The organism is Variovorax sp. 54, from assembly GCF_002754375.1.
Classification (GTDB): Bacteria; Pseudomonadota; Gammaproteobacteria; order Burkholderiales; family Burkholderiaceae_C; genus Variovorax.
On sequence record NZ_PEFF01000001.1, the window covers coordinates 624,050 to 644,103 of the forward strand.

24 protein-coding genes are annotated in these 20,054 nt (G+C 62.6%); 17 read left to right on the forward strand and 7 right to left on the reverse strand.

Annotated features, from left to right (window positions below):
- Positions 1 to 20: 20 nt before the first annotated feature.
- Entirely contained in the window at positions 21 to 1,814 is a 1,794-nt protein-coding gene (gene ilvB / locus CLU95_RS02885; RefSeq protein WP_099790248.1) for a biosynthetic-type acetolactate synthase large subunit, read from the reverse strand.
- Between the two features lie 65 nt (positions 1,815 to 1,879).
- On the opposite strand from ilvB, the gene CLU95_RS02890 reads away from it, so the two are divergent.
- The 10 genes from CLU95_RS02890 to CLU95_RS02925 all read left to right on the forward strand — a co-directional run bounded on the left by CLU95_RS02890 (position 1,880) and on the right by CLU95_RS02925 (position 9,037).
- A complete protein-coding gene (locus CLU95_RS02890) occupies positions 1,880 to 2,374 on the forward strand; it encodes an Lrp/AsnC family transcriptional regulator (protein WP_180288514.1) in 495 nt (164 codons plus the stop codon).
- Between the two features lie 295 nt (positions 2,375 to 2,669).
- Positions 2,670 to 2,930 (forward strand): hypothetical protein, encoded by a 261-nt coding sequence (locus tag CLU95_RS02895; RefSeq protein WP_099790250.1) that lies wholly within the window; start codon positions 2,670 to 2,672, stop codon positions 2,928 to 2,930.
- A gap of 262 nt (positions 2,931 to 3,192) precedes the next feature.
- Complete coding sequence (locus CLU95_RS30500; RefSeq protein ID WP_143605930.1) at positions 3,193 to 4,944, forward strand: hypothetical protein; 1,752 nt, start codon at positions 3,193 to 3,195, stop codon at positions 4,942 to 4,944.
- 39 nt (positions 4,945 to 4,983) lie between these two features.
- Complete coding sequence (locus CLU95_RS02900; RefSeq protein WP_099797084.1) at positions 4,984 to 5,511, forward strand: AAA family ATPase; 528 nt, start codon at positions 4,984 to 4,986, stop codon at positions 5,509 to 5,511.
- 4 nt (positions 5,512 to 5,515) lie between these two features.
- Positions 5,516 to 5,839, forward strand: a complete 324-nt coding sequence (locus CLU95_RS02905; RefSeq protein WP_099790252.1) for a hypothetical protein — start codon at positions 5,516 to 5,518, stop codon at positions 5,837 to 5,839.
- 20 nt (positions 5,840 to 5,859) lie between these two features.
- Positions 5,860 to 6,309, forward strand: a complete 450-nt coding sequence (locus CLU95_RS02910; RefSeq protein WP_218967422.1) for a GNAT family N-acetyltransferase — start codon at positions 5,860 to 5,862, stop codon at positions 6,307 to 6,309.
- Between the two features lie 87 nt (positions 6,310 to 6,396).
- Positions 6,397 to 6,963, forward strand: coding sequence for a GNAT family N-acetyltransferase (locus CLU95_RS02915; RefSeq protein WP_257214789.1), 567 nt, complete (start codon positions 6,397 to 6,399; stop codon positions 6,961 to 6,963).
- A 9-nt stretch (positions 6,964 to 6,972) separates the two neighbouring features.
- Positions 6,973 to 7,221, forward strand: a complete 249-nt coding sequence (locus CLU95_RS02920) for a DUF1272 domain-containing protein (protein ID WP_099790258.1) — start codon at positions 6,973 to 6,975, stop codon at positions 7,219 to 7,221.
- Positions 7,222 to 7,893: 672 nt separating this feature from the next.
- A complete protein-coding gene (locus CLU95_RS30505) occupies positions 7,894 to 8,202 on the forward strand; it encodes a hypothetical protein (RefSeq protein WP_143605931.1) in 309 nt (102 codons plus the stop codon).
- Between the two features lie 82 nt (positions 8,203 to 8,284).
- On the forward strand, positions 8,285 to 9,037 hold the full coding sequence (locus CLU95_RS02925) for a class I SAM-dependent methyltransferase (protein WP_099790260.1): 753 nt from the start codon (positions 8,285 to 8,287) through the stop codon (positions 9,035 to 9,037).
- A 126-nt stretch (positions 9,038 to 9,163) separates the two neighbouring features.
- Here CLU95_RS02925 and CLU95_RS30810 read toward each other — a convergent pair whose 3' ends face one another.
- Complete coding sequence (locus CLU95_RS30810) at positions 9,164 to 9,325, reverse strand: hypothetical protein (RefSeq protein WP_180288515.1); 162 nt, start codon at positions 9,323 to 9,325, stop codon at positions 9,164 to 9,166.
- 9 nt (positions 9,326 to 9,334) lie between these two features.
- Here CLU95_RS30810 and CLU95_RS02930 point away from each other — a divergent pair, with 9 nt between their 5' ends.
- From CLU95_RS02930 to CLU95_RS02940, 3 genes are all read left to right on the forward strand, one after another.
- Positions 9,335 to 9,979, forward strand: a complete 645-nt coding sequence (locus tag CLU95_RS02930) for a LysR substrate-binding domain-containing protein (protein ID WP_257214519.1) — start codon at positions 9,335 to 9,337, stop codon at positions 9,977 to 9,979.
- Positions 9,980 to 10,150: 171 nt separating this feature from the next.
- Positions 10,151 to 10,567 carry a VOC family protein gene (locus CLU95_RS02935; RefSeq protein ID WP_099790262.1) on the forward strand — a complete coding sequence of 139 codons (417 nt, stop codon included), beginning with the start codon at positions 10,151 to 10,153 and terminating at the stop codon, positions 10,565 to 10,567.
- Between the two features lie 159 nt (positions 10,568 to 10,726).
- Complete coding sequence (locus tag CLU95_RS02940; RefSeq protein WP_099790264.1) at positions 10,727 to 10,936, forward strand: DUF4287 domain-containing protein; 210 nt, start codon at positions 10,727 to 10,729, stop codon at positions 10,934 to 10,936.
- 589 nt (positions 10,937 to 11,525) lie between these two features.
- On the opposite strand, the gene CLU95_RS02945 is transcribed toward CLU95_RS02940, so the two are convergent.
- Both CLU95_RS02945 and CLU95_RS02950 read right to left on the reverse strand, forming a co-directional pair.
- Positions 11,526 to 13,007 (reverse strand): ankyrin repeat domain-containing protein, encoded by a 1,482-nt coding sequence (locus CLU95_RS02945; RefSeq protein WP_099790266.1) that lies wholly within the window; start codon positions 13,005 to 13,007, stop codon positions 11,526 to 11,528.
- A 59-nt stretch (positions 13,008 to 13,066) separates the two neighbouring features.
- Positions 13,067 to 13,576 carry a hypothetical protein gene (locus CLU95_RS02950; protein WP_099790268.1) on the reverse strand — a complete coding sequence of 170 codons (510 nt, stop codon included), beginning with the start codon at positions 13,574 to 13,576 and terminating at the stop codon, positions 13,067 to 13,069.
- Positions 13,577 to 13,787: 211 nt separating this feature from the next.
- Between CLU95_RS02950 and CLU95_RS02955 the strand changes: the two genes are divergently transcribed.
- The gene (locus CLU95_RS02955; protein WP_099790270.1) at positions 13,788 to 14,180 is read left to right on the forward strand and encodes a VOC family protein; all 393 of its coding nucleotides are present in this window, start codon (positions 13,788 to 13,790) and stop codon (positions 14,178 to 14,180) included.
- Positions 14,181 to 14,251: 71 nt separating this feature from the next.
- On the opposite strand, the gene CLU95_RS02960 is transcribed toward CLU95_RS02955, so the two are convergent.
- A complete protein-coding gene (locus CLU95_RS02960; RefSeq protein WP_099797085.1) occupies positions 14,252 to 14,608 on the reverse strand; it encodes a winged helix-turn-helix transcriptional regulator in 357 nt (118 codons plus the stop codon).
- 142 nt (positions 14,609 to 14,750) lie between these two features.
- Here CLU95_RS02960 and CLU95_RS02965 point away from each other — a divergent pair, with 142 nt between their 5' ends.
- Genes CLU95_RS02965 through CLU95_RS02975 form a run of 3 tightly spaced genes read left to right on the forward strand, consistent with a single transcriptional unit; the run spans position 14,751 to position 18,476 of the window.
- On the forward strand, positions 14,751 to 15,311 hold the full coding sequence (locus CLU95_RS02965; RefSeq protein ID WP_099790272.1) for a (2Fe-2S)-binding protein: 561 nt from the start codon (positions 14,751 to 14,753) through the stop codon (positions 15,309 to 15,311).
- Between the two features lies 1 nt (position 15,312).
- Complete coding sequence (locus CLU95_RS02970; protein WP_099790274.1) at positions 15,313 to 16,302, forward strand: FAD binding domain-containing protein; 990 nt, start codon at positions 15,313 to 15,315, stop codon at positions 16,300 to 16,302.
- Positions 16,299 to 18,476 carry a xanthine dehydrogenase family protein molybdopterin-binding subunit gene (locus tag CLU95_RS02975; protein ID WP_099790278.1) on the forward strand — a complete coding sequence of 726 codons (2,178 nt, stop codon included), beginning with the start codon at positions 16,299 to 16,301 and terminating at the stop codon, positions 18,474 to 18,476. The genes CLU95_RS02970 and CLU95_RS02975 overlap by 4 nt, the downstream gene beginning before the upstream one ends.
- 86 nt (positions 18,477 to 18,562) lie before the next feature.
- Here the strand turns inward: CLU95_RS02975 and CLU95_RS02980 are convergent, their stop codons facing one another.
- The gene (locus tag CLU95_RS02980; protein WP_099790281.1) at positions 18,563 to 18,874 is read right to left on the reverse strand and encodes a hypothetical protein; all 312 of its coding nucleotides are present in this window, start codon (positions 18,872 to 18,874) and stop codon (positions 18,563 to 18,565) included.
- A gap of 203 nt (positions 18,875 to 19,077) precedes the next feature.
- Positions 19,078 to 19,971, reverse strand: coding sequence for a LysR family transcriptional regulator (locus CLU95_RS02985; RefSeq protein ID WP_099790283.1), 894 nt, complete (start codon positions 19,969 to 19,971; stop codon positions 19,078 to 19,080).
- Between the last annotated feature and the right edge of the window lie 83 nt (positions 19,972 to 20,054).

Sequence of the window (20,054 nt, forward strand, 5' to 3'; positions counted from 1 at the left end):
ATGTTGTCAGGCCCCTGCCCTCACTCCCCCTCGTACCACCTGTCCTTCGCCAGCATCACCCGGTGATGCCCACACCCCGACGGCATCATCGGAAAGCAGTTCTCCTGCGCCGCCACCTGCACGTCGAGAAAAAACGGCCCCTTGCTCTCCAGGCATTCGGCCAGTGCCTCTTCCAGCTCGGCCGGGTCTGACACCCGCCGCGCCCCCCAACCAAAAGCCTTCGCCAGCGCCACGAAATCAGGCAGCGCCTCGTTCCAGCTGTGGCTCAGGCGGTTGCCGTGGTTCAGCTCCTGCCACTGGCGCACCATGCCCATGTAGCCGTTGTTGCTCAGCACCAGCTTCACCGGGGTGCGATGCTGCATGGCCGTCGACAGCTCCTGGATGTTCATCAGCACCGAGGCGTCGCCGCTCACGCACACCGTGAGCGCGTCGGGGTGCGCGATCTGCGCGCCGATGGCTGCGGGCAGCCCGTAACCCATGGTGCCGGCGCCGCCCGAGGTGAGCCAGTGGCGCGGGCTGTCGAAGCGCAGGTACTGCGCGGCCCACATCTGGTGCTGGCCCACGTCGGTCGAGACGATCGCATCACGCCCCGCGATGGCCCGCTGCAGCGACGACATGAGCTGCTGCGGCAGGATTTCTTCGGTCGACGGCGTGAAGGCCAGGCAGTCTTCGGCGCGCCAGCGCTCGATGCGCGCCCACCACGGCGCCAGCCGTTCGGGTGCAAAGTCTTCGGGCAGCAGCCCCAGCAGCGCTTCGACGATGGCGCCGCAGTCGCCCACCATCGGCACGTCGACGTGCACCACCTTGTTGATGCTGCCGGGGTCGATGTCGATGTGGATCTTGCGGGCGTGCGGACAGAACTCGTCGAGCTTGCCCGTCACGCGGTCGTCGAAACGCGCGCCCACGCACACCACCAGGTCGGCCTCGTGCATCGCGAGGTTGGCTTCGAGCATGCCGTGCATGCCCAGCATGCCGACGAACTTCGGGTCGGACGCGGGGAACGCGCCCAGCCCCATCAGCGTGAGCGTGCACGGCGCGTGCAGCCGGTGCACGAGTTGCGTGAACGCCTCGCAGGCCGTCGGCCCCGAGTTGATGAGCCCGCCGCCGCCATAGAGCACCGGCCGGCGCGCGGTCGAGATCAGGTCGGCGGCGCGCTGCAGCATCGCCCGCGGCGGCAGCGGCGCGCGGCCCGTGCGCAGCGCGCGCAGCGGCGCCGGCGCGGTGCCGTGCGTGAGGCGCATGAGCTGGATGTCCTTCGGCACATCGAGCAGCACCGGGCCGGGACGGCCGGTGGTGGCGATGTCGAGCGCGCGGCGCACCAGCGCGGGCACATCGTCGGCCGCGCGCACCTGCCGGTTCCACTTGGTCACCGGGCGCGACATGCCCAGCGCGTCGCTTTCCTGGAACGCCTGCGTGCCGATCACCGCCGTCGACACCTGCCCGCTGATGCACAGCACCGGCACCGAATCGCTCATCGCGTCGAGCAGCCCCGTGATCGTGTTGCCCACGCCCGGCCCCGACGTGACCAGCACCACGCCCACGCGGCCCGTGCTGCGCGCATAGCCCTCGGCCGCATGCACCGCCGCCTGTTCGTGGCGCACCAGCACGTGGCGCAGCCGGGGTTCGCCGTGCAGCGCGTCGTACAGCGGCAGCGCCGCGCCGCCGGGGTAGCCGAAGATCGTGTCGACGCCGCACGCGACCAGCGTGTCGAGCAGCGCTTCGGCGCCGTTGCGCACGCGGAGTGGGGTCTCGGTCTCGGGCAGGGCCGGCGAGAGGGAGGGCGAGGATGTAGGGGGAAGGTCGAGCAGTCGCATGCCGTCAATTCTTCCGCTCTTGAGGCAGAATTTGCTTCTTTCTTTTGGCTGTTTAAGCTCGAAACATGAAAACCAATCGCCAAACCTCGTCAGACAGCGAAGGATCTTTCGACAAGACCGATCTGGCGATCCTGCGGGTGCTGCTGCTCGACTCGCGCAAGACCCTGCAAGAGATCGGCAACGAGGTCGGCCTGTCGCCCACCAGTTGCTGGACGCGCATCAAGAAACTCGAGGCCTCGGGCGTCATCAAGCGCTACACCGTCGACATCGACCCGGCCAAGCTCGGGTACCACGACTCGGTCATCGTGCAGGTCACCCTCGAGAGCCACACCGACGAAACCCTGTACGACTTCGGCCGCACCCTCGCCACCATTCCCGAGATCCAGGAGGCCTACCTCGTGTCGGGCGACTACGACTACTACATCCGCATCGCCGTACGCGACACGCGCGACTACGAGCGGCTGCTGCGCGAAAAGCTCTACAAGATCCCAGGCATTCGCCACAGCAAATCGCACTTCGTGCTGCGCGTGCTGAAGGAAGCGACCGTGCCGCTGATCTGACGGCGCCCTGCTCTTCTCTTTCTGCCCGCCACGTCACTTATCCGCGCGATTCGAGACTTACTGGCGCATTCGGCCCACCAGCGTGCGCCGCGCTTCTCTACAGTGGATGCCCCTGTCATCCGACACCCCGCTATGGGGACAAGGAAGACAGGACCGCTTCGCCTCGCGGCGGGTCATCGATGCGGCAATGCGCATCGGTGCGAACGCGAGGCACAAAAGGCGACGGCCAGGGTGTGTCAGCACCCCAGCCGTCTAACCACACGACGTGCCAACACCTCGAAAAGGAGCACACCAAATGGCTACTTCAACTATAGCCCGGCCTCGCGCGCCGGCATCCCCCGACACCGCCTGCGGGCCCACCCCGTCGGACCTCCTGGAAAACAAACTCGCGCAATTGAATTCGCTGCTGTGGTGCTGCCACGGCGACGGCAATCGATGGTTCGAAGACGCGGGGCCGGAGCATCTGGACAACGTGCTGTGGATCGCGGCCGAGTTGGCGCGGGATGCGATGGGGTTGTTTCAGGCGTGTGAGGTGGGGAGAGCTGCGCAGGGGTGATGTGCGTGGGCTCCGACTGACAGGCTGTGAGGGAATGCGTCCGCGCAGGTGCCGCGGTGCGGAATCGCGCGTTGGCGTTCTTTGCCATCAAGAACAACAGCCATGCGAACTATGTCTCGCGCGGCGCTGATGTGACTCGAAAGATTGCTCCTGTTCATGCCCGCTTTGCCGGCGATCCTCCTCTCGGCCTCCGAAAGATGAAGCGAGACGACCCGTTTCCCCTCCCGACGTGGCACGATTGCTTACAACTAAGGAGTCGAGGATGAGCAAATTCCAGCGCACGGCATGCCTTTGGGTCATCACATTTTTCCTAGCGAGCCCGCTGAGCGCGGCGCCCTGGAGTATTTTTTACCCTCATCCAGAACCTAAACCCATATCTGCAAGTGAGCCGACTCCAGCCTGGATAAAAAGCGGCGTCGGGGACGACGGCTACATACGGGTAATGGCGGAACCTTCACTCAGCAGTGGGTGCCAACGTTTAGGCGATGCAGGTTTGCTTGGAGTCATAAACAAGGAATCCGTACGCTTAATTATCACGTTGATTATTACCGGCATTGAAGGCCCTTTCAATGGAAAAGAAGTGCCAATCGCGACACTGTCCTCAAACAGACCGGGCGAATGCGTTTTAATTAACAATCCACAGATAAATATAGTTCCACTCACTCGCCTACGATCAATAAATCCCGGGGATTTCGAAATTGTAAAATTTGAACTTAGAGTTCGAACAGTTTCCGAGAGTGATTTTAATTTAATCAACGCCACACAAGCATCCTTGGGACTTGTCAGCCTTTTTGCTACTGGCGGAGCGGCAAATACGGTCGCAGCCCTCTCCTCTTGGGCTGTAAAGCCAATGTTTGAAAATGCCGAGAAATTTTTCGAAGAACAAGCAAAATCAACAACTCCAGGCCAATCCTCTTACCCCTCGACATTTTCAGATCTGAGAAAAAGCGTCCGCAGGATTGATTTCCCAATTTACCTGGGAAGCTATTGGCTTGGAAACCCCGGAGACAATTTAAATGATTTTCAAAAAAGCATAAAGGAAGACACGCCACGCGCTCTTACGGTTTCTGTCAGGTTGTTTTTCACCCGTTCGGCCTTTCCACTTCAGCTACTCGAAGCATCGCAACTTCCTGATGCAAGGGACATCAAGAACAGCCAAATACTGAAGTACCCGAACCAGCCGAACGCTGCAAATCTGCTTCAAATCTTGGCCGGCAACGACCCCGAGCAACCGAGCTTTCTACAAGCGATGGCCACCGCCACTTCCGAAAACATACAAATCCAATGCAAACGAGCACTGGAACTCCTCGAAGCACAAGGCCTCAACAAGATGGATCGAGTCATTGCGTTAAAGGCTTTCATTGACACGGCCAAAAAGAATTCGGGATGGTACACACCTTCTTTTCTTAGTAAATGTTTCGCGGACGGATTTTATTCGGAATTCAGCCTACTAAAAACAATATACGGAAATACACCTCCACCGCCGCCAGTCGATAGAGATGCGGTCAATCCCATCACGGGTGAGCCGGCGGACATTGAGCGCCATAAGAAGTGGATGGCTTCTGGAGTTCCATTTCTCTATAAATTTCAAAATGCCATTCTTGCAACAGAAAATCGCGAAGCGTCGCTTTACCGACTTTCAGGTGGCACGGACATAGATTTGCAATTTTACAAAGGGGAAGCCCCCTGGGCGGCTCTGCCTGAAACAGGCGCACATGCGAACATCTCAAGACTTGCCTCGAAGAAAATTATTGCTGCAGGCTGCTTTGGGTATGCGTTAGACGAAGAAAACCCCTCCGTTAATATGGGCAACCTGCTTTTGCGCGACGATACTGGCGCAACATGGGTCGCACGTGTTTTCGTCAAACGAAATAATGAAGAGGTAACTCTAAAAACCGTTGAGATAGCGCAATACCAAGAGGACTGGAAGTTGTATTACGAACCTATATTCGAAAATAAATTGTTTCCATCTCCACTCAGCAGTCAATGCGCAAAGGTAAGGAAAAACAATTGAGCGACCGCATGCCTCATGCGAGCGACGCCATCCATTTCAATGAGATCGACATCGGAACATCGACCCCTGATTGTCCTGAGCGGACTACCAGGCACAGGCAAGACCACCATCGCGCGCGAACTCGTGGCTCGCTGGCCTTCTGCATACCTGCGCATCGACGCCATCGAGCACGCGCTGAAAACGGCGAGCGGAAGCGCTGAAGACGTGGGCCCGGCCGGCTACATCGTGGCCTACGAGCTTGCCAAGTCCAACCTCACACTCGGCATGTCCGTGGTTGCTGATTGCGTCAACCCGCTGTCGGTCACGCGCGAAGCGTGGCGGGCCGTGGCGGCGGAGACGTCGTCGCATCTGGTGGAGGTTGAGGTCGTGTGCTCTGACGCCGTTGAACACCGCCGGCGCGTGGAGAGCCGGGAAGCCGACCTTGCGGGCTTTGCGCTGCCGAGCTGGGAGGCTGTGCTTCGGCATGACTACGAGGCTTGGGGGACGGCGCGCTTGATCATTGATTCGGCGCTCGTGAGTGCGAGCGAGGCAGCCGACCTGATCTGGCGGCGCGTGCGTGAGCGGTAGATCGATGCGATCCCGCTTCATCGATGCCTTCCTGGGCGCCATCGTGCTCGGCCCCTGGGCGGCGATGTTTGCCTATCTGGGCCTCGCCCCGCTGGCCGCCTACTGGCTCGACGGCACCAAACATCGCACGGGGCCCGGACGCGGTGCCTCCTATTGGTGGAGCTTCTCGGACGCCGTGACCGCTCAGTACCCTGCCCTTACCTGGCTGCTGGAATTCAAGAGCCATGTCGTTGTGTGGAGCTGCCTGGCTGGCATGGTGATGGGGCCGGTGCTTGCGTGGATCATGAGCAGCCGCTTGAACCGCGTGCGTCGCGGCATCCGGCAATGAATTGGAATCAGCGAGCTTCAATGAACCCCACGCTGCGCGCCGCCCTCGACTCGGATGTCGAATTTGCGTTCGATGCCAAGCGGCAGGCACTCGGCCCCTACGTTGCAGCGCGATGGGGATGGGATGACGACTTCCAACGGAACCTGCATCTGAGTCGATGGCAAGAACGCCCGTGGTCAATCATTCTCAAGGGTGCAACGCCGGTTGGCACGATCGCCACATGGGAGGTCGATGGTCACCGCCGGATTGGCGAGTTCTACGTCTTGCCGGCTTTTCAGCGCGCGGGCATTGGTTCAGCGGTGCTTCGTCATGTGCTGGAGCAAGCGGACCGGGACAACCAAGCGGTGCGACTGGAGCATCTGAAGTGGAATCCGGTTGGCGAGCTTTACGCGCGCCATGGGTTTGTCCACGAGAGCGCCAACGACACGCATTGCTTTTTGGTTCGTTGGCCGGTCGCTCCGTCTCGATGAGGCGGGTCGGCGGGCAGAGTTTCGTTGAAGCAATGATCGCGAGTTCAGTCCCTCAGCTCTTAACCAGAAGGTGATTTTTTGATCTCAGTGCAACCAGCGAAATCGGATGAATGGAAGACCTATCGGGACATGCGCCTGCGGGCGTTGCTCGACTCCCCGGACGCCTTCGGAAGCACGCACGAAGCAGAGGCCACGAGAACCGATGCGATGTGGTCCGCTCGAATTGCCGCGGCTGCTTCGTCCGAGAAGGATTGTGTCCTCTTCGCGTTCAATCGCGACGACGCCTGCGGTCTGATCTGGTGCAAGTTGTCCAGTGATGAACCGGCGGTCGCCGACCTTTTCCAGATGTGGGTCGCTCCTGCATCACGAGGACTGGGGGCCGGTCGCGCTTTGCTCAAGGAGACGCTTTCTTGGGCTGAGAGCGTGGGCGTGAACCGCGTTCGTTTGGGTGTCACTGCCGGAGATACGCCGGCGATTCGCCTGTACACAGCTAGCGGCTTCCGCCCCGATGGTGCGTTGGAGCCGCTGCGGGAACACGCGAATCTGATGGTGCAGCCGATGAGCCTTGCACTCGGACCCATTGGATTGACGGACCGACTTCCGCCATCAACCACCTTGACCTCGTTTAAGCTCAACCGACAAAACTCTCTCTGAGGTTTCGCCATGCTCCAAATGCGCCCTGGGTGTGAATGCTGCAACCGCGACCTGCCGCCGGATTCAGCCGATGCCCGCATCTGTTCTTTCGAGTGCACGTTCTGCAGCGAGTGCGCAAGCGGACGCCTCGCAGGCACATGCCCGAACTGCGGCGGAGAGTTGCTTCCGCGTCCGTCGCGGCCGGCCGCCAAGCTTGAAAAGTTTCCGGGTTCGACCACGCGGGTGTTCAAGCCTGAAGGTTGCGGGGTAGCACCGTGAAATGCGCGTCGTCGGCCTTCTCGCGCTGATGACTTGTCACTCGCTGCCAGTGCACGTGATGATGCAGCCCCATTCAACCGACAGCTGAAAAGGGAAGGTGTTGTGCATATTCATAGCGTCCGTGCGGAACGCGGTCTGAAACATTTTTGGCATGTCTGCGGTTCAGTCGCAACTCTTTGCCTGGCATTGACCGCATGCGCCCCCATTCCATATGCCGACCCGGATAGCAAGGCCGATCAGGTGCCGCTCACGATCGAGTACACGGGCGCCCCTCTCCATCCGCAGGTCTCCCTCTTCCTGGAGCCCAAGACTTGCAGTGCACCTCGCTACGTTGCGATGGAGAACACGACAACCCGAACGATCTTTGTCCCTGCAGATCAGCCTTCAACGTTGTTCGTCGGCGGTGCGAGGCTTACGGGACTGGGTGTTGCTTCTTGCCAGCGCTTTGCCATCACCGCCAGATTCGACCGCGGTGCGCGCTATAGATTGACGCACCATACGAGCGACAAGCAATGCACGTTGCGGCTCATCCGGGTAGAAGATGGTGCTGCACGCGACGTCTCGTCTGTCATGAGATCGCGCCAAGAAAGAAACCCTGCGCTACCGGCGCCGCGAGACGGCCCCTATTGCGTCGACAAATAGGTGGGCCACCAAAAAATGCCAATCTCAGATATGCAAGCCCTTGAAACTCACTTCAGGCTTTTGGAGGCGGGCGCGCAGGCTGAGGTCTGCTCTGCCAAGGTTGTCGGCTTTCAAGCAAAATTTGAGAAGCTATTCAGCGCTTGGCGTAAAGCCAACTCGGAAGCGATCGCTCGAGGTGAGGCTCTTGCAGAGGCAAGAGGATGGAACAAGAAAGACGGTACTAGCCTGAGGAGCTTTGCAAGCATGGAAGCACAAGTGATCGCTCAGATCCCTTCCGATGACAGACAACGTAGATGTGACGAACTGCTCGCATCCTTCATTGCATCGCGCGGGTCGTAAGACGGAGTCCGGCCAGGACAAAACCTTCGCTGATCCGACCATTCGTAGACTGTCGATTCCCTTCGCAGCCTGATGTCAAGCCATGGACTTCTACGACGACCTCGCCCCGCTGTATCACCTGATGTTCCCCGACTGGAGCAACAGCATCCGGCGGCAGGGCGAGCAGCTGGACAGCGTCATCCAATCGGAATGGCCCGGGCATCGCACGGTGCTTGACGTCTCTTGCGGCATCGGCACCCAGACTCTTGCGCTTGCCGGGCGGGGCTACGCCGTCGTCGGGTCAGACCTGTCGGCCAAGGAAATCGAGCGTGCACGGCGCGAAGCGGACCTTCGCGGTTTGGCTATCGACTTCAGGGTCGGAGACATGCGCACGGCCCACGAGGACCACGGGACTGGATATGACCTCGTCATTTCGTGCGACAACTCGGTCCCTCACTTGCTGACCGACGAAGACCTGCTGCTTGCGTTGCGCCAGTTCCTCGCGTGCTTGCGCCCCGGCGGCGGATGCGTCATCACGGTCAGGGACTACGACAAAGAAGAGCGTGGGACGAACCTGGTCAAGCACTACGGCGCGCGGGTCGAGGACAGCAAGCGGTACGTGCTGTTCCAGGTTTGGGATTTCGACGGCGACCACTACGACTTTTCCTTCTTCGTCGTCGAAGACGAACTGGCCACCGGCATGGTAAAGACCCATGTCATGCGCTCCAGGTACTACGCAGTCTCGGTCAGCCGTCTTTGCGAGCTGATGCGAGAGGCCGGCTTCGAGAATGTGAAGCGACTCGACGCCGCGTTCTATCAGCCTGTCTTGGTCGGTACCAAGCCTGCAACCGGGTAGCTTGCTTCCGCGGGCGGAATTCGGCCAGAAACAGGCATTGGCCCCTAACCTTTCTGCGCGCCTGTATGAAGTAGAAACCTCAAACGCTTGGTAGACGTTTGAGGTCGATCTGAGCCCTGCTACTTGTTATTTGAGTTTCGGGAACAGCTTGGGTACTTCCCCGGAAAAGTCCACCCAGGGGTTGGTGTTGAGCAGTTGAGCATTGGGCGCTGTGGATTCGTCAAAGCGGATCACAAAGCGCTCGGGACCATGGGCATACGCCACGATCAAACCGTCCTTCGGGTCCATGTAGCCCGCATGAGTTCCCATGCCGGGATAGCTCAGGCGCACGGCGGGACCGTTCTCCGTGATTCGGTCAACGGTCAGACGGGCAACTGTCGCGTCGGGCACGCGCCTGGCTTTGACTTCGCCATCAGCCAGGCCAGCCGGGACGCGATGCTCGTTCAGCTCGCGGATGGTGAACTGGACCTGGCGCTCGGCATCTTTCCTGATCTTCCCAAGGACATCCGGGTCGAGACGTTGTTTGAAGAAGATTTCGTCTGCCTCGCGGACAAGGCAACCGTTCCTGGAAAAGGCGCGCTGTCGCTGGAAGAGTGGCTGTCCCGCCCGCACGTCATGCTCGCATTGAGGCCAGATGCGAACGATGAAATTGAACGGGCGCTTGCAGCCAAAGGGCTGAAGAGGCGGATCGCCGTTGCCTTGCCCCACTGGAGCGCTGCCGTTGAGCTGCTACCGGGAACAGATTTGGTGCTGACCATTGCCCGCCGCGCAGTTGGCCCGCTGCGCTCATTTCGGGAACTGCGGCAGTTTGCACCACCGCGACAACTGCAGTTGCCGAAGATGGCTTACCAACAGGCTTGGCACATCAGAAAAGACAGCGACCCCGCGCTGAATTGGATGCGCGATGTCGTCATGAATTGTTGCCGACCGGAAGAAAAGTGAGTCTGACAATTTACGGGGTCCCCCATCTTGCGGCAACCAGTTGATGTGGAAATGGCAACTAGAGAATTACCCCCCTGGGGGCCCTTTGGGCCGATACCGCTTGCAAGTGGACGAGGGCCCAGCATGAACGATTCATCGCCTTACCATCCCTGATTTTTCCGACCACACCCCATGCACCAATCACTCGGCCTCGTCTCCCTGGTGGTCCTCGACTGCGACAAGGCGCTCGACTTCTTCGTCGGCACACTGGGCTTCGAGCTCGTCGAAGACACGCCCGTGCCTGCGCAAGGAAAGCGATGGGTCGTGGTCAGGCCTCAGGGTGGAACAGGGGCGTGCCTTCTCCTGGCGCAGGCGTCAGCACCAGAGCAACAACGCGCCGTCGGCGATCAGGCCGGAGGCCGCGTGTTCCTGTTCCTGTACACCAACGACTTCTGGCGAGACTACGAAAAGTACAAGACCGCGGGCGTGACGTTCGTCCGCCCACCGGAAGAACAGCCGCATGGCATCGTGGCCGTGTTCAAGGACCTGTGCGGGAACATGTGGGACCTGATCCAGCCGAATGCCAACAACAGGAGTTGGCGGCAGTAAGACCTGGGCACGAACATCGCCAGTCCTCGCGCCGCATGGAAGCGCCCGGCGACGTGGACAGGTAAGAATCCGAGCAGGCCCGGCCGCATCGAATGCCGCGCCCGCAGCGGCCTACAGGCCTTGCAAAAACCGCACTCTCAATCTACGAAAGAGCTACTCATGACCGAGACCGCCAAGGTAAAAGGACCCGCCTCGTATTTCCCCTCCATCGAGAAGACCTACGGCCAACCGATCGCACATTGGATGGACATGCTTCAGGCCGCGGGCCCGCTGAAGCACATGGAGCTTGTGAGCCAGCTCAAGACCCAGCACAAGATGGGCCATGGGCATGCGAATGCCCTGGTTGCGGCCTTTCTTGCGAAGAAGTAGCGGGCAACCGTGACGTGCAATCGTCGGGCCTGCCTCCCCGACGACCCGTCACGGCCGGGGATTCAACGGGCCACCGAATACCGTAGTTCAACTCGCTGCATCTACCGCCGCATCGACGGCAACGTCCTCGAAGTGCCACTAGTCACCAAACCAAAAAATCACCCAGAGGCCGACGGTGCTATAGGCGACGAGCATGACCAGCGTTTCGCCTTGAAGAGCCAGGCGTGCGCGCAACAAACGGATGTGAATCATCATCTCAACCCTCTCTCCACGGATGCTCCCCTTGGCCGAGGTTGCGCGAGACCGGTCCGTTCGTCAATCCGAAATTAGTTCGCGCTGGGCACACCTGTGTCGGGCGTCACACCTGGATGCGGTCCGGGCGGAAAGAATCACGGCACGAGCAAGACGCACAGGCGTGCCGGGTATCGGCCGGGTATCGGAATGGTCTTGCCGCCAAGGCGAAGCCTTGCTGGCCGTCAGATCTCGAACGACCCGCCCGATGTCCGCATGACGCGCTCCTGTCGGTAGCGATCGGAGAGGCGACATCGACCTCAGCAAGCCTCGCCTATCGAACGGAAGGCTGAGCATCTCAGCGCCGATTCAGTTTCAGCAATTTCCTCCACGCGACCAGCGACCCACCGTGCGATGGCGGACGCGCTCTCAGCCATGTCTGCGCCGATGCATGCGGCGGATAGTTGCTTCGCAGCGCCGGGTCGGCACCGGCGGCCACCAGCAACTGCGCGATCTCGAGGTTGTCGCGCTCTACAGCTCGCATCAAGGCGCTGCCCGTCCAGAACCCCGGCGACGGCAGGACACTTTCGGTACCAGGCGCGGGTGCGAACGGCAACCGGCCGACAGGCAGCGTGGCCTCCACCAGCGTCGGCGCGCCTGCCGCGGGGACGAGCGAAGCGTCGTTGCAAGGCGGCGGCAGCACATGGACAAGGCGAGGCAGCCCCGACGACGTGTGCGGCTGCGGCACCAGTTCGCTGCGCAGTGGCGCGGGGGTCTGGTAGTTCACATCGATGCCCAGGGCCAGCAAGGCGCGCACTGCCTCCGTGTTGCCGGCATCCACCGCGGAAGCCAACGGCGTCTTGCGTCCGCACGCGACGGCCTCGAAGGTGCGATAGGCGGCCAGAGCCTCCTGCGGCTTCTGCTGCAGGATCAGCAGGTAGACGCGCGCCTCGGCCGTTGCATCCGCTTCGGGCGACGGCCACGACGCCTGGCCCATGGCCCGGTGCAGCAGCCGCGCCGCCTGCAGATGGCCTTGTGCCACCGCTGCACGCAAAGCGCCCTCAGTGGCCGGCAGACCCTTCGCCAAGAGAAGACGAACGATCCTGGCATCGCCACCACTGGCCGCCGCATCGAGCGCGTTGTGCCCGTCGGCATCGGTACCCCGAACCGCGTCCGGCGACATGACCGCCAGGAGCTGCCGGACACTTTCAAGACGGCCCTTCCCTGCTGCCGCTGCCAGCGCTGACGCACCCTGCGCATCGCGCACATCAGGGCGGGCGCCGGCGGCCAGCAGCAGTCGCACGCGCGCCGGGTCGTGCGCGTGCTCGATCAACGGCGGGTTTCTGGTCGCAGCATTGGGGTCCGCGCCCGCAGCCAGCAGCGCCCGGATGACCCAGGTCGTGCGCGCGAAAAACAACGGAAGACCGCCGTTGCGATCGGGCGTGTCGGGATTCGCGCCCGCCTTCAGCAGCAGCGCCAGGGTCTGGCGATAGTCGATGACGTACGCGTCGCTGACACCGTCCGAGCCCGCGAACTTGGCCGCACGAAACAGCGCCGTCTCACCGTCGTTCTCGTTGCGGTAGTCCACATCGGCATGGCGGCGCAACAGCAGCTTCACCATCTGCGCGTTGCCCTGCTGCGCGGCCTTCATCAGCGGTGAGTCGCCGAGGTTGAAACCGTAGCCCTGCACATCGTTGGCACCGAAGCCCTGCGCAAGAAATGCCTCAACCTCGCGGGTGCGACCGCGCTCGACGGCATCGAAGAATGGAATCTGCGCTTGCGCGGAGGTCGTGTCGCGCGCGGGTTCGGTCTCGGCCGGATGCGCGGGCAGGTGGAGCATGAGAGCGGATGCGAGGGTGATGCCCCAACGAAGGGATGGGTTTCGTGTGAACACGGGGGTCAGGCCTCGCTGGCCTGTCGATCGATGTCCGCCACAAGGCCCTGCAGCCACAGGCGGTGATCGCTGAAGCTTTGCAGCTGTTCCTCGGCCTCTTCCCTCGCCGCCAGATGCTGATCCAGATACCGGAACCCGACCAGCCGTGCGGCCTCGTGCAGAACGCTCTCGGGCACATCGTTTTCATACAGCACGTCGAATTGGGTCACCCAGAAGCCTTGTTCAGTCAAGGCGACCCGTTCGAACGCACGAGGGTCTTCCACGCTGAACTCGACGAACTCCAGGCCCTCCGGATGCGCGCGCAGGCCGGTGACCCGGCTGCCGCGGTCCCACAGCGGAACCCATGGCGGCCCGTCGGGTGCGCGGGCACCGTGGTACGCATAGAACGACGGCCCCAGGCAGACGGTGCGGAACACTTCGTGGAGGCACTCGCCCGTCGCCAGCCGCACCAGGGGCGCAGAAGCCCCGAGCCGCTGCAATGTCGCCACCCGCAAAGTCTCTGCAACCACAGTCATCCTGCGTCCTCCTTGATCTGCTTTCGGCCGATGTTAGCCATGCCTGCCCCCGGCCGAAGGCGACCTCATGAAGGGATCACGCATCACCACACAGGCTACCCACCGCACTGGCATCGCCCCCGCCGCAAGCGTAAGCTGACCACCGGTCGGCCAGCCAAGGCAACGCCGCCAAGCGGCACCCGCTGCGCCGAGCTGTGCGAAAGGACTCCCCATGTTGTCCGATTCGTCTGTCACGACCATGCTTCCGGTGAAGGACATGGACCGCGCGCGTGCTTTCTACGAAGGCTGCCTGGGCTTGACGGCCGGTGGTTTGCGGCCCGACGGAAAGTTTGTCTACACGGTGGGCGGCAGCACGCTGGCGCTGTTCCCGAAGCCCGAAGGGACGAAAGCCGACCACACGGCGATCAGCTTCCAGGTGCCGGACATCGCCGCCAGCATCGACAAGCTGAAGCGCGCCGGCGTGGTGTTCGAGGACTACGACTTTCCCGACCTGAAGACCGTCGACCATGTCTGCGTGCTCGGTTCAGAAAAAGCGGCGTGGTTCAAGGACACCGAAGGCAACTACCTTTGCATTCACGAGGACATTGGGCAGGCCCAGCCATAGGCGGCTTGGCCGGTTGTTCCATCGTGCCGACCGGATCGTCGGCATCGCCCGTGAAGACTGTTGATTCCCGCCTACTCGTGACCGGTGGAGTCTTTCAACGGGTAGGAAAGCCCTGCTCCCCAATCGGCGAGGGGCCATAGGGCGTCGTCCAGCGCAGCGCCCATTTCGGTTGCCGAGTATTCGACCCGAGGCGGGCTTTCTGCAAAGGTCTCGCGGCAAATGATGCCGTCCTCCTCCAGTTCGCGCAGTTGCTGGGCAAGCACCTTTCCGCTGACCTCCGGCAGGCACCGCCTCAAGTCTGTGAATCGCATCACCTTTGCAACCTTGATTTCCCACAGGATGCTGGCTTTCCATTTTCCTCCGATGACCTCGATCGCGGAGCCGAGGCCATGGCTGTATCGCTGTTTGTCTTGTGCTTCTTTTTTCATACTTACCAATCAGTAAGTACATAACCAAATGGTAAGTACTTGTCATTCTCGATAGTTTTTTTAACATGCAAATCGGCGATCGGCTCTTTACCAAGAGAGGTCTCAGGGGTTTTCAAATTGATTTTTTTTGATGGAGACGCGCATGGATTCTTTGAGCCCTCATCTGCACGAGACAAGAACGGCACACCCTGCGTTGCACGCAGACCAGGAGTTCGCGAGCGGCCCCCTGGATGCGATCCCTGTCACTCTGCGAGTCAACGGCTCGGACCATTCGCTGCCCCTCGATCCGCGCGCGACGTTGCTCGACGCACTGCGCGAACGCCTCGGACTCACGGGCACCAAGAAGGGCTGTGACCGCGGTGAATGCGGTGCCTGCACGGTGCATATCAACGGACACCGCGCACTCAGTTGCATGACGTTGGCCGTCATGGCGGAGGGCAAGGAAGTGACCACCATCGAGGGTCTCGCACCCGAAGGCGAACTGCATGCGATGCAGGTGGCATTCATCGAACACGATGCCTTGCAGTGCGGGTACTGCACGCCCGGGCAGATCATGTCGGCGGTCGCCCTGATCCGCGAAGGCCATGCGGGTTCAAAGGATGAGATCCGTGAATTCATGAGCGGCAACATCTGTCGTTGCTCCGCATATCCCCAGATCGTTCAGGCAGTGCACGTGGTTGCGAATGCCGGCGGAGACAACTGACATGCAGACCTTCAGCTATGCACGACCGGCCACGCTGGCGGACGCCATCGACGCCACCTCTCAGGCAGGCACATGGGCCATCGCCGGTGGCACCGAACTCGTCAACTGGATGAAGGAAGGCATTGCCTCCCCCCGTCGCCTGATCGACCTCAATCACATCCCGGGTCTCGACCTCATCGAGGCCGACGACCGCGAACTGACGATCGGTGCGCTCGCACGCATGAGCGACGTCGCGGCACACCCGTCGGTGCGCAACGACTTCCCTGCCATCTCCGAGGCTTTGCTGAAAAGTGCATCAGCGCAACTTCGCAACATGGCCACCATGGGTGGCAACCTGATGCAGCGCACACGGTGCCCCTACTTTCGAGCGGAAGCAGAACTTCCTTGCAACATGCGGCGAGCGAGCAGCGGTTGTGGGGCAATGGATGGCGAAGACCGCGCGGGCGCGTTGTTCGGCGGGAACGCGCACTGCATCGCGACCCACCCTTCGGACGTTGCGGTGGCCTTGACCGCATTGGATGCCGATGTGGTCGTCCAGGGGCCCGGCGGGCAGCGGCGCATCGCAATGACGGCGTTGTATCGCGTCCCGGGTGAAACGCCCGGCAACCCCACGGTGCTGGATGCGGGCGAACTCATCGTTGCCATCTCGGTGCCGCGCTCGCAGACGGCTCGCTTTTCGCACTACGTGAAGATTCGCGAGCGAGCGTCCTACGAATTTGCGCTCGTCTCGGCCGCCGCCGGGGTGGCGCTCGACGGCGAGGTGATCCGTGCAGCACGCATCGCTCTTGGAGGGGTCGCTCACAAGCCTTGGCGGCTGAACGCCGCCGAGCATGCACTCCAGGGCCTCGCTATTGCCGACTCCGCGGCACTCGGACGTGCGCTGGAAGAGGACTTCGCCTCGGCACGCCCCGGACGCCAGAATGCCTTCAAGCCCGAGCTTGCCAGGCGAGCCGCCATCCGGGCCCTGCAAACTGCGGGAGGTGCGGCATGAGCGGCGGCCTCATCGGCAAGGCCGTCAGCCGGCTGGACGGGCCGGACAAAGTGTCGGGGCGCGCACGCTATACCGCGGACACCTTCGTGGCGGATGCGACGCACGCGGTGATCGTGACGGCAAGGTGCGCCAAAGGAACGATCACCCGGTTCAACCTGACAGACGCGCTGGCCGCGCCGGGCGTGATTCGTATCTTCACGCACCTCAACACGCCGCGGCTCGTCAGCATCAAGGACTACCCGCTGGCGTCGCAGCATCTGCTGCCGCTGCAGGACGACCGCGTGATGCACGATGGACAACCCGTGGCGCTGGTCGTGGCCGATACGCTGGAGCACGCAACGGAGGCCGCCCGGCGTGTCGAAGTGCTGTACCGGGAAATTCCTTTCAACGTCGGTTTTCTCCCCGGCATCGATCGCGCAGAAGTGGCTCCTGCCTTCTTCGATGTACCGCCCAACAAGAGTTTCGGCGACGTGGCCGCGGCGTGGACCGAAGCAGACGCAACAGTGGATGGCGTCTACACAACCTCGGACCGGCATCACAGCCCCATCGAGCTCTCGGTGACCCTTGCGATCTGGAACGACGGCCACTTGCTGGTTCATGACGCGACGCAAGGCGTCGTGGATACCCGCAACGTGCTGGCGCGCGCACTGGGGCTGGCCCCGGCGAACGTCCGCGTACGGAACGAGAATCTCGGCGGCGGCTTCGGCTGCAAGCACTACGGCTGGCCGCACCAGATCCTGGCGGCGATGGCTGCGCGCGAACTGGGGCGACCGGTCAAGCTCGTGCTGACACGCGCACAGTCGTTCACCGGCCATGGCCATCAACCGGCCACCCGGCAAAGGGTGAGGCTCAGCGCCCGCGCCGACGGCGCCTTGACCGGCATCCGCCACGACACCATCGCGGCCGCCTCCCGGGCCGGCGACCATGTCGAGGGTGCGGGCTGGGAGACGGCGCCGCTGTATGCGTGCCCATCCGTCATGACCACGCACAGCATCGTGCGGCTGGACCGCAGCGCCCCGTGGTCGATGCGGTCACCGTTTGGCGGTGTCGGTCTCGTGTCGGTCGAGATCGCCATGGACGAGCTGGCCTTCACCCTGGGCATGGACCCGCTTGCGCTGCGGCTGAAGAACCATGCGGATCTCAACCCGGTGGACGGACGCGCCTTCTCCTCCAAGAAGCTGCGCGAGTGCTATGAGGTCGGTGCCCGCCGGTTCGGCTGGGCGGACCGCTCACCCGCGCCGCGCTCGATGCGCGCAGGCCGCGACCTGGTCGGCTATGGCATGGCAACCGCCATCCTGCCGGCGTATCGCTACCCGGCGAAGGTCCGGGTCAGCATCGACCGAACGGGGCAGGTGCTGATCGAGGCCAGCACGCAGGAACTCGGCACGGGCACGCGCACGGTGTTTCCGCAGATCGCGGCAGATGTGCTGGGCATTCCGGTCGAACGCGTCACCATCGAACTGGGCGACACGGCACTGCCGACGTCGCCTGTCAGCGGCGCGTCGGCGACAACCATGAGCGTCGGCGCTGCGGTGATGGACGGTGCGCTGAAGCTCAAGGCCCTGCTGGCACAGGCTGGCGCCAGTGAACCCGCGGACTTTCCGCGCGCGCTGGCCCGGCTCGGCGCCAGCCAACGCCTCTCGGCCGACGGCGAATGGACGCCGGGCGAAACTGCTGGGGCCATCTTCAGCTTCGGCGCGATATTCGCTGAAGTCCGGATCGACGAGGACCTCCCGATCCCGCGCGTCAGCCGCATCGTTGCGGTGTACAGCGCCGGAAAAATCGTCAACCCCAAGACAGCGCACAGCCAGATGACCGGCGGCATCATCTGGGGACTGGGGCAGGCGCTGCTCGAGCGATCGGAGACGGATCTGCGACTGGGGCGTTTCCTGTCGAAGAATCTCGCGGGATATCTGGTGCCGGTGAATGCCGATGTTCCCGACATCGACGCATCCTTTGTCGAAGAATTCGATACCCAGTCGTGCCCGTTCGGGGGACGCGGCATCGGTGAACTCGGCGCCATCGGCGTCGGCGCGGCCGTCGCCAACGCCGTCTTTCATGCAACAGGTCATCGCGTGCGCGATCTGCCGATCCGTCCGGAACACCTCATGGAATTCAGCACAACAGGCACTGAAACTTCACGCGCTGCTTCTGCGAGAGCGGGGCATGGTTGAAGGTGCAGTCCTCCGATCGCACCTTCTCGTCGTCCGTACGCAATCAGGATCGGTCATCCGGCCAGGGCCTTGCACAATCGACGCACCTAGTCCCACGCAGGCAGTTGCTGCAAGGCATCGTTGGGACGGTCAACAATGTCGACGCCAGTGAACGCGGTCCCGCCCGGCAAGAGTCGGACGTCGCAAATGACTTCCCAGCCGTGGCTTTCAGTGCGCCGGGCAAGGCAGACCTGCTCGCCGGCTGCAAGGAGCTTGACGCATTCGCCGGCGCTGATCCGCTGTGCCGTGCCAAGGGCGAATTCTGTCGATCCGAACTCTTTCTCCGCAACCGGGTGAATGGCGACGAGATCGACCTTTGCGTCCTTGAAGTGAATCGCGGTAATTGCATGCTGCGCCATCTTCGACCTCCATTCGTGTAGCGCTTCGACAGGGCTGCGGCGGCTGCCGGCGGCCGTTGCGTGGCTCCCCTGTTGGACTGTACGCCGCAGCAGCAAGTTCTCCTGAGGCCTTCCGAAAAGCCGACGCAGGCGAAGGGCGGCGTCTGGCCGACTGCAGAAGCCCCGGGCCTGCCGCTCGAAGCGCCGGCACGTCTGCGAGGCATCTACAAGCTCTGGGCGATCTGCTCCCGCAGCCACCGATGCCCCGGGTCGCGATGCCGCCGCTCGTGCCACAGCATCGCCATCTCGTAGCCCGGCACCTCCAGCGGCGCCTCCACCACGCGCAACCCCGGCGCGCCGCGCGCCAGGCGCTCGGGCAGCATCGCGACCATGTCGGTGCTGGCGAGCACGGACATCATGAACAGGAAGTGCGGCACCGACAGCGCCACGCGCCGCGTGAGGCCCTGCGCCGCCAGCGCCTCGTCGGTGGGGCCGACAAAACCGCCGCCGCCCAGCGACACCACCACATGCGCCAGCGCGCAGAACTGCGCGAGCGTGGGCCGGCGCTTCAGGCGCGGGTGCCCTGCCCGGCCGGCCAGCACGTAGCGTTCGTGGAACAGCACGCGCCGGTGCAGGCCGGGCGGCGCGCCGACGCTGGTGTGAAAGAACAGGTCGATCTCCGCCTGCTCGAGCTGGCGCGCCATGCGCGTCGGCACGGCCTCGACCACGGCGAGCCGGGTGTTCGGCGCGGCCGTGCGCAGACCGGCCAGCGCGGGCAGCAGGATGGCCGACTCGGCGTAGTCGGCCGCGGCCACGCGCCAGGTGGTGGTGGCCTGGGCGGGGTCGAAGGGCTGGCTGGGCGCCACCGCACGGCCCAACGAGGCGAGGGCTTCGCGCAGCGGCTCACGCAGTTCGTCGGCGCGCGCAGTGGGCCGCATGCCGCGTTGCGCGGGCACGAGCAGCGGGTCGTTGAAGAGCTCGCGCAGCTTCGCGAGCTGCACGCTCACCGAGGGTTGAGAGAGGTTCAGGCGCTCGGCCGCGCGGGTCACGTTGCGCTCGGCCAGCAAGGTGTCGAGCGTGACCAGCAGGTTGAGGTCGATGCGGATGAAATTGTTCATGGCGATACCTGGCATTCAAACTATTCATTTCCAATATAGCGCGGCACTGCCTAACCTGAGGACATCTTCACTCAACCCTCATG

Bases quoted from the DNA above. Each gene is read 5' to 3' on its own strand.
- CLU95_RS02905 (WP_099790252.1), top strand. From the start codon at position 5,516: ATGCGATCCCGCTTCATCGATGCCTTCCTGGGCGCCATCGTGCTCGGC.
- CLU95_RS02910 (WP_218967422.1), top strand. From the start codon at position 5,860: ATGAACCCCACGCTGCGCGCCGCCCTCGACTCGGATGTCGAATTTGCG.
- CLU95_RS02985 (WP_099790283.1), bottom strand. From the start codon at position 19,971: ATGAACAATTTCATCCGCATCGACCTCAACCTGCTGGTCACGCTCGAC.
- CLU95_RS02925 (WP_099790260.1), top strand. From the start codon at position 8,285: ATGGACTTCTACGACGACCTCGCCCCGCTGTATCACCTGATGTTCCCC.
- CLU95_RS02890 (WP_180288514.1), top strand. From the start codon at position 1,880: ATGAAAACCAATCGCCAAACCTCGTCAGACAGCGAAGGATCTTTCGAC.
- CLU95_RS02935 (WP_099790262.1), top strand. From the start codon at position 10,151: ATGCACCAATCACTCGGCCTCGTCTCCCTGGTGGTCCTCGACTGCGAC.
- ilvB (WP_099790248.1), bottom strand. From the start codon at position 1,814: ATGCGACTGCTCGACCTTCCCCCTACATCCTCGCCCTCCCTCTCGCCG.
- CLU95_RS30500 (WP_143605930.1), top strand. From the start codon at position 3,193: ATGAGCAAATTCCAGCGCACGGCATGCCTTTGGGTCATCACATTTTTC.
- CLU95_RS02975 (WP_099790278.1), top strand. From the start codon at position 16,299: ATGAGCGGCGGCCTCATCGGCAAGGCCGTCAGCCGGCTGGACGGGCCG.
- CLU95_RS02920 (WP_099790258.1), top strand. From the start codon at position 6,973: ATGCTCCAAATGCGCCCTGGGTGTGAATGCTGCAACCGCGACCTGCCG.
- CLU95_RS02980 (WP_099790281.1), bottom strand. From the start codon at position 18,874: ATGGCGCAGCATGCAATTACCGCGATTCACTTCAAGGACGCAAAGGTC.
- CLU95_RS02965 (WP_099790272.1), top strand. From the start codon at position 14,751: ATGGATTCTTTGAGCCCTCATCTGCACGAGACAAGAACGGCACACCCT.
- CLU95_RS02970 (WP_099790274.1), top strand. From the start codon at position 15,313: ATGCAGACCTTCAGCTATGCACGACCGGCCACGCTGGCGGACGCCATC.
- CLU95_RS02900 (WP_099797084.1), top strand. From the start codon at position 4,984: ATGAGATCGACATCGGAACATCGACCCCTGATTGTCCTGAGCGGACTA.
- CLU95_RS02955 (WP_099790270.1), top strand. From the start codon at position 13,788: ATGTTGTCCGATTCGTCTGTCACGACCATGCTTCCGGTGAAGGACATG.
- CLU95_RS02940 (WP_099790264.1), top strand. From the start codon at position 10,727: ATGACCGAGACCGCCAAGGTAAAAGGACCCGCCTCGTATTTCCCCTCC.
- CLU95_RS02945 (WP_099790266.1), bottom strand. From the start codon at position 13,007: ATGCTCCACCTGCCCGCGCATCCGGCCGAGACCGAACCCGCGCGCGAC.
- CLU95_RS02960 (WP_099797085.1), bottom strand. From the start codon at position 14,608: ATGAAAAAAGAAGCACAAGACAAACAGCGATACAGCCATGGCCTCGGC.
- CLU95_RS30810 (WP_180288515.1), bottom strand. From the start codon at position 9,325: ATGGACCCGAAGGACGGTTTGATCGTGGCGTATGCCCATGGTCCCGAG.
- CLU95_RS02950 (WP_099790268.1), bottom strand. From the start codon at position 13,576: ATGACTGTGGTTGCAGAGACTTTGCGGGTGGCGACATTGCAGCGGCTC.
- CLU95_RS30505 (WP_143605931.1), top strand. From the start codon at position 7,894: ATGCAAGCCCTTGAAACTCACTTCAGGCTTTTGGAGGCGGGCGCGCAG.
- CLU95_RS02930 (WP_257214519.1), top strand. From the start codon at position 9,335: ATGAGTTCCCATGCCGGGATAGCTCAGGCGCACGGCGGGACCGTTCTC.
- CLU95_RS02895 (WP_099790250.1), top strand. From the start codon at position 2,670: ATGGCTACTTCAACTATAGCCCGGCCTCGCGCGCCGGCATCCCCCGAC.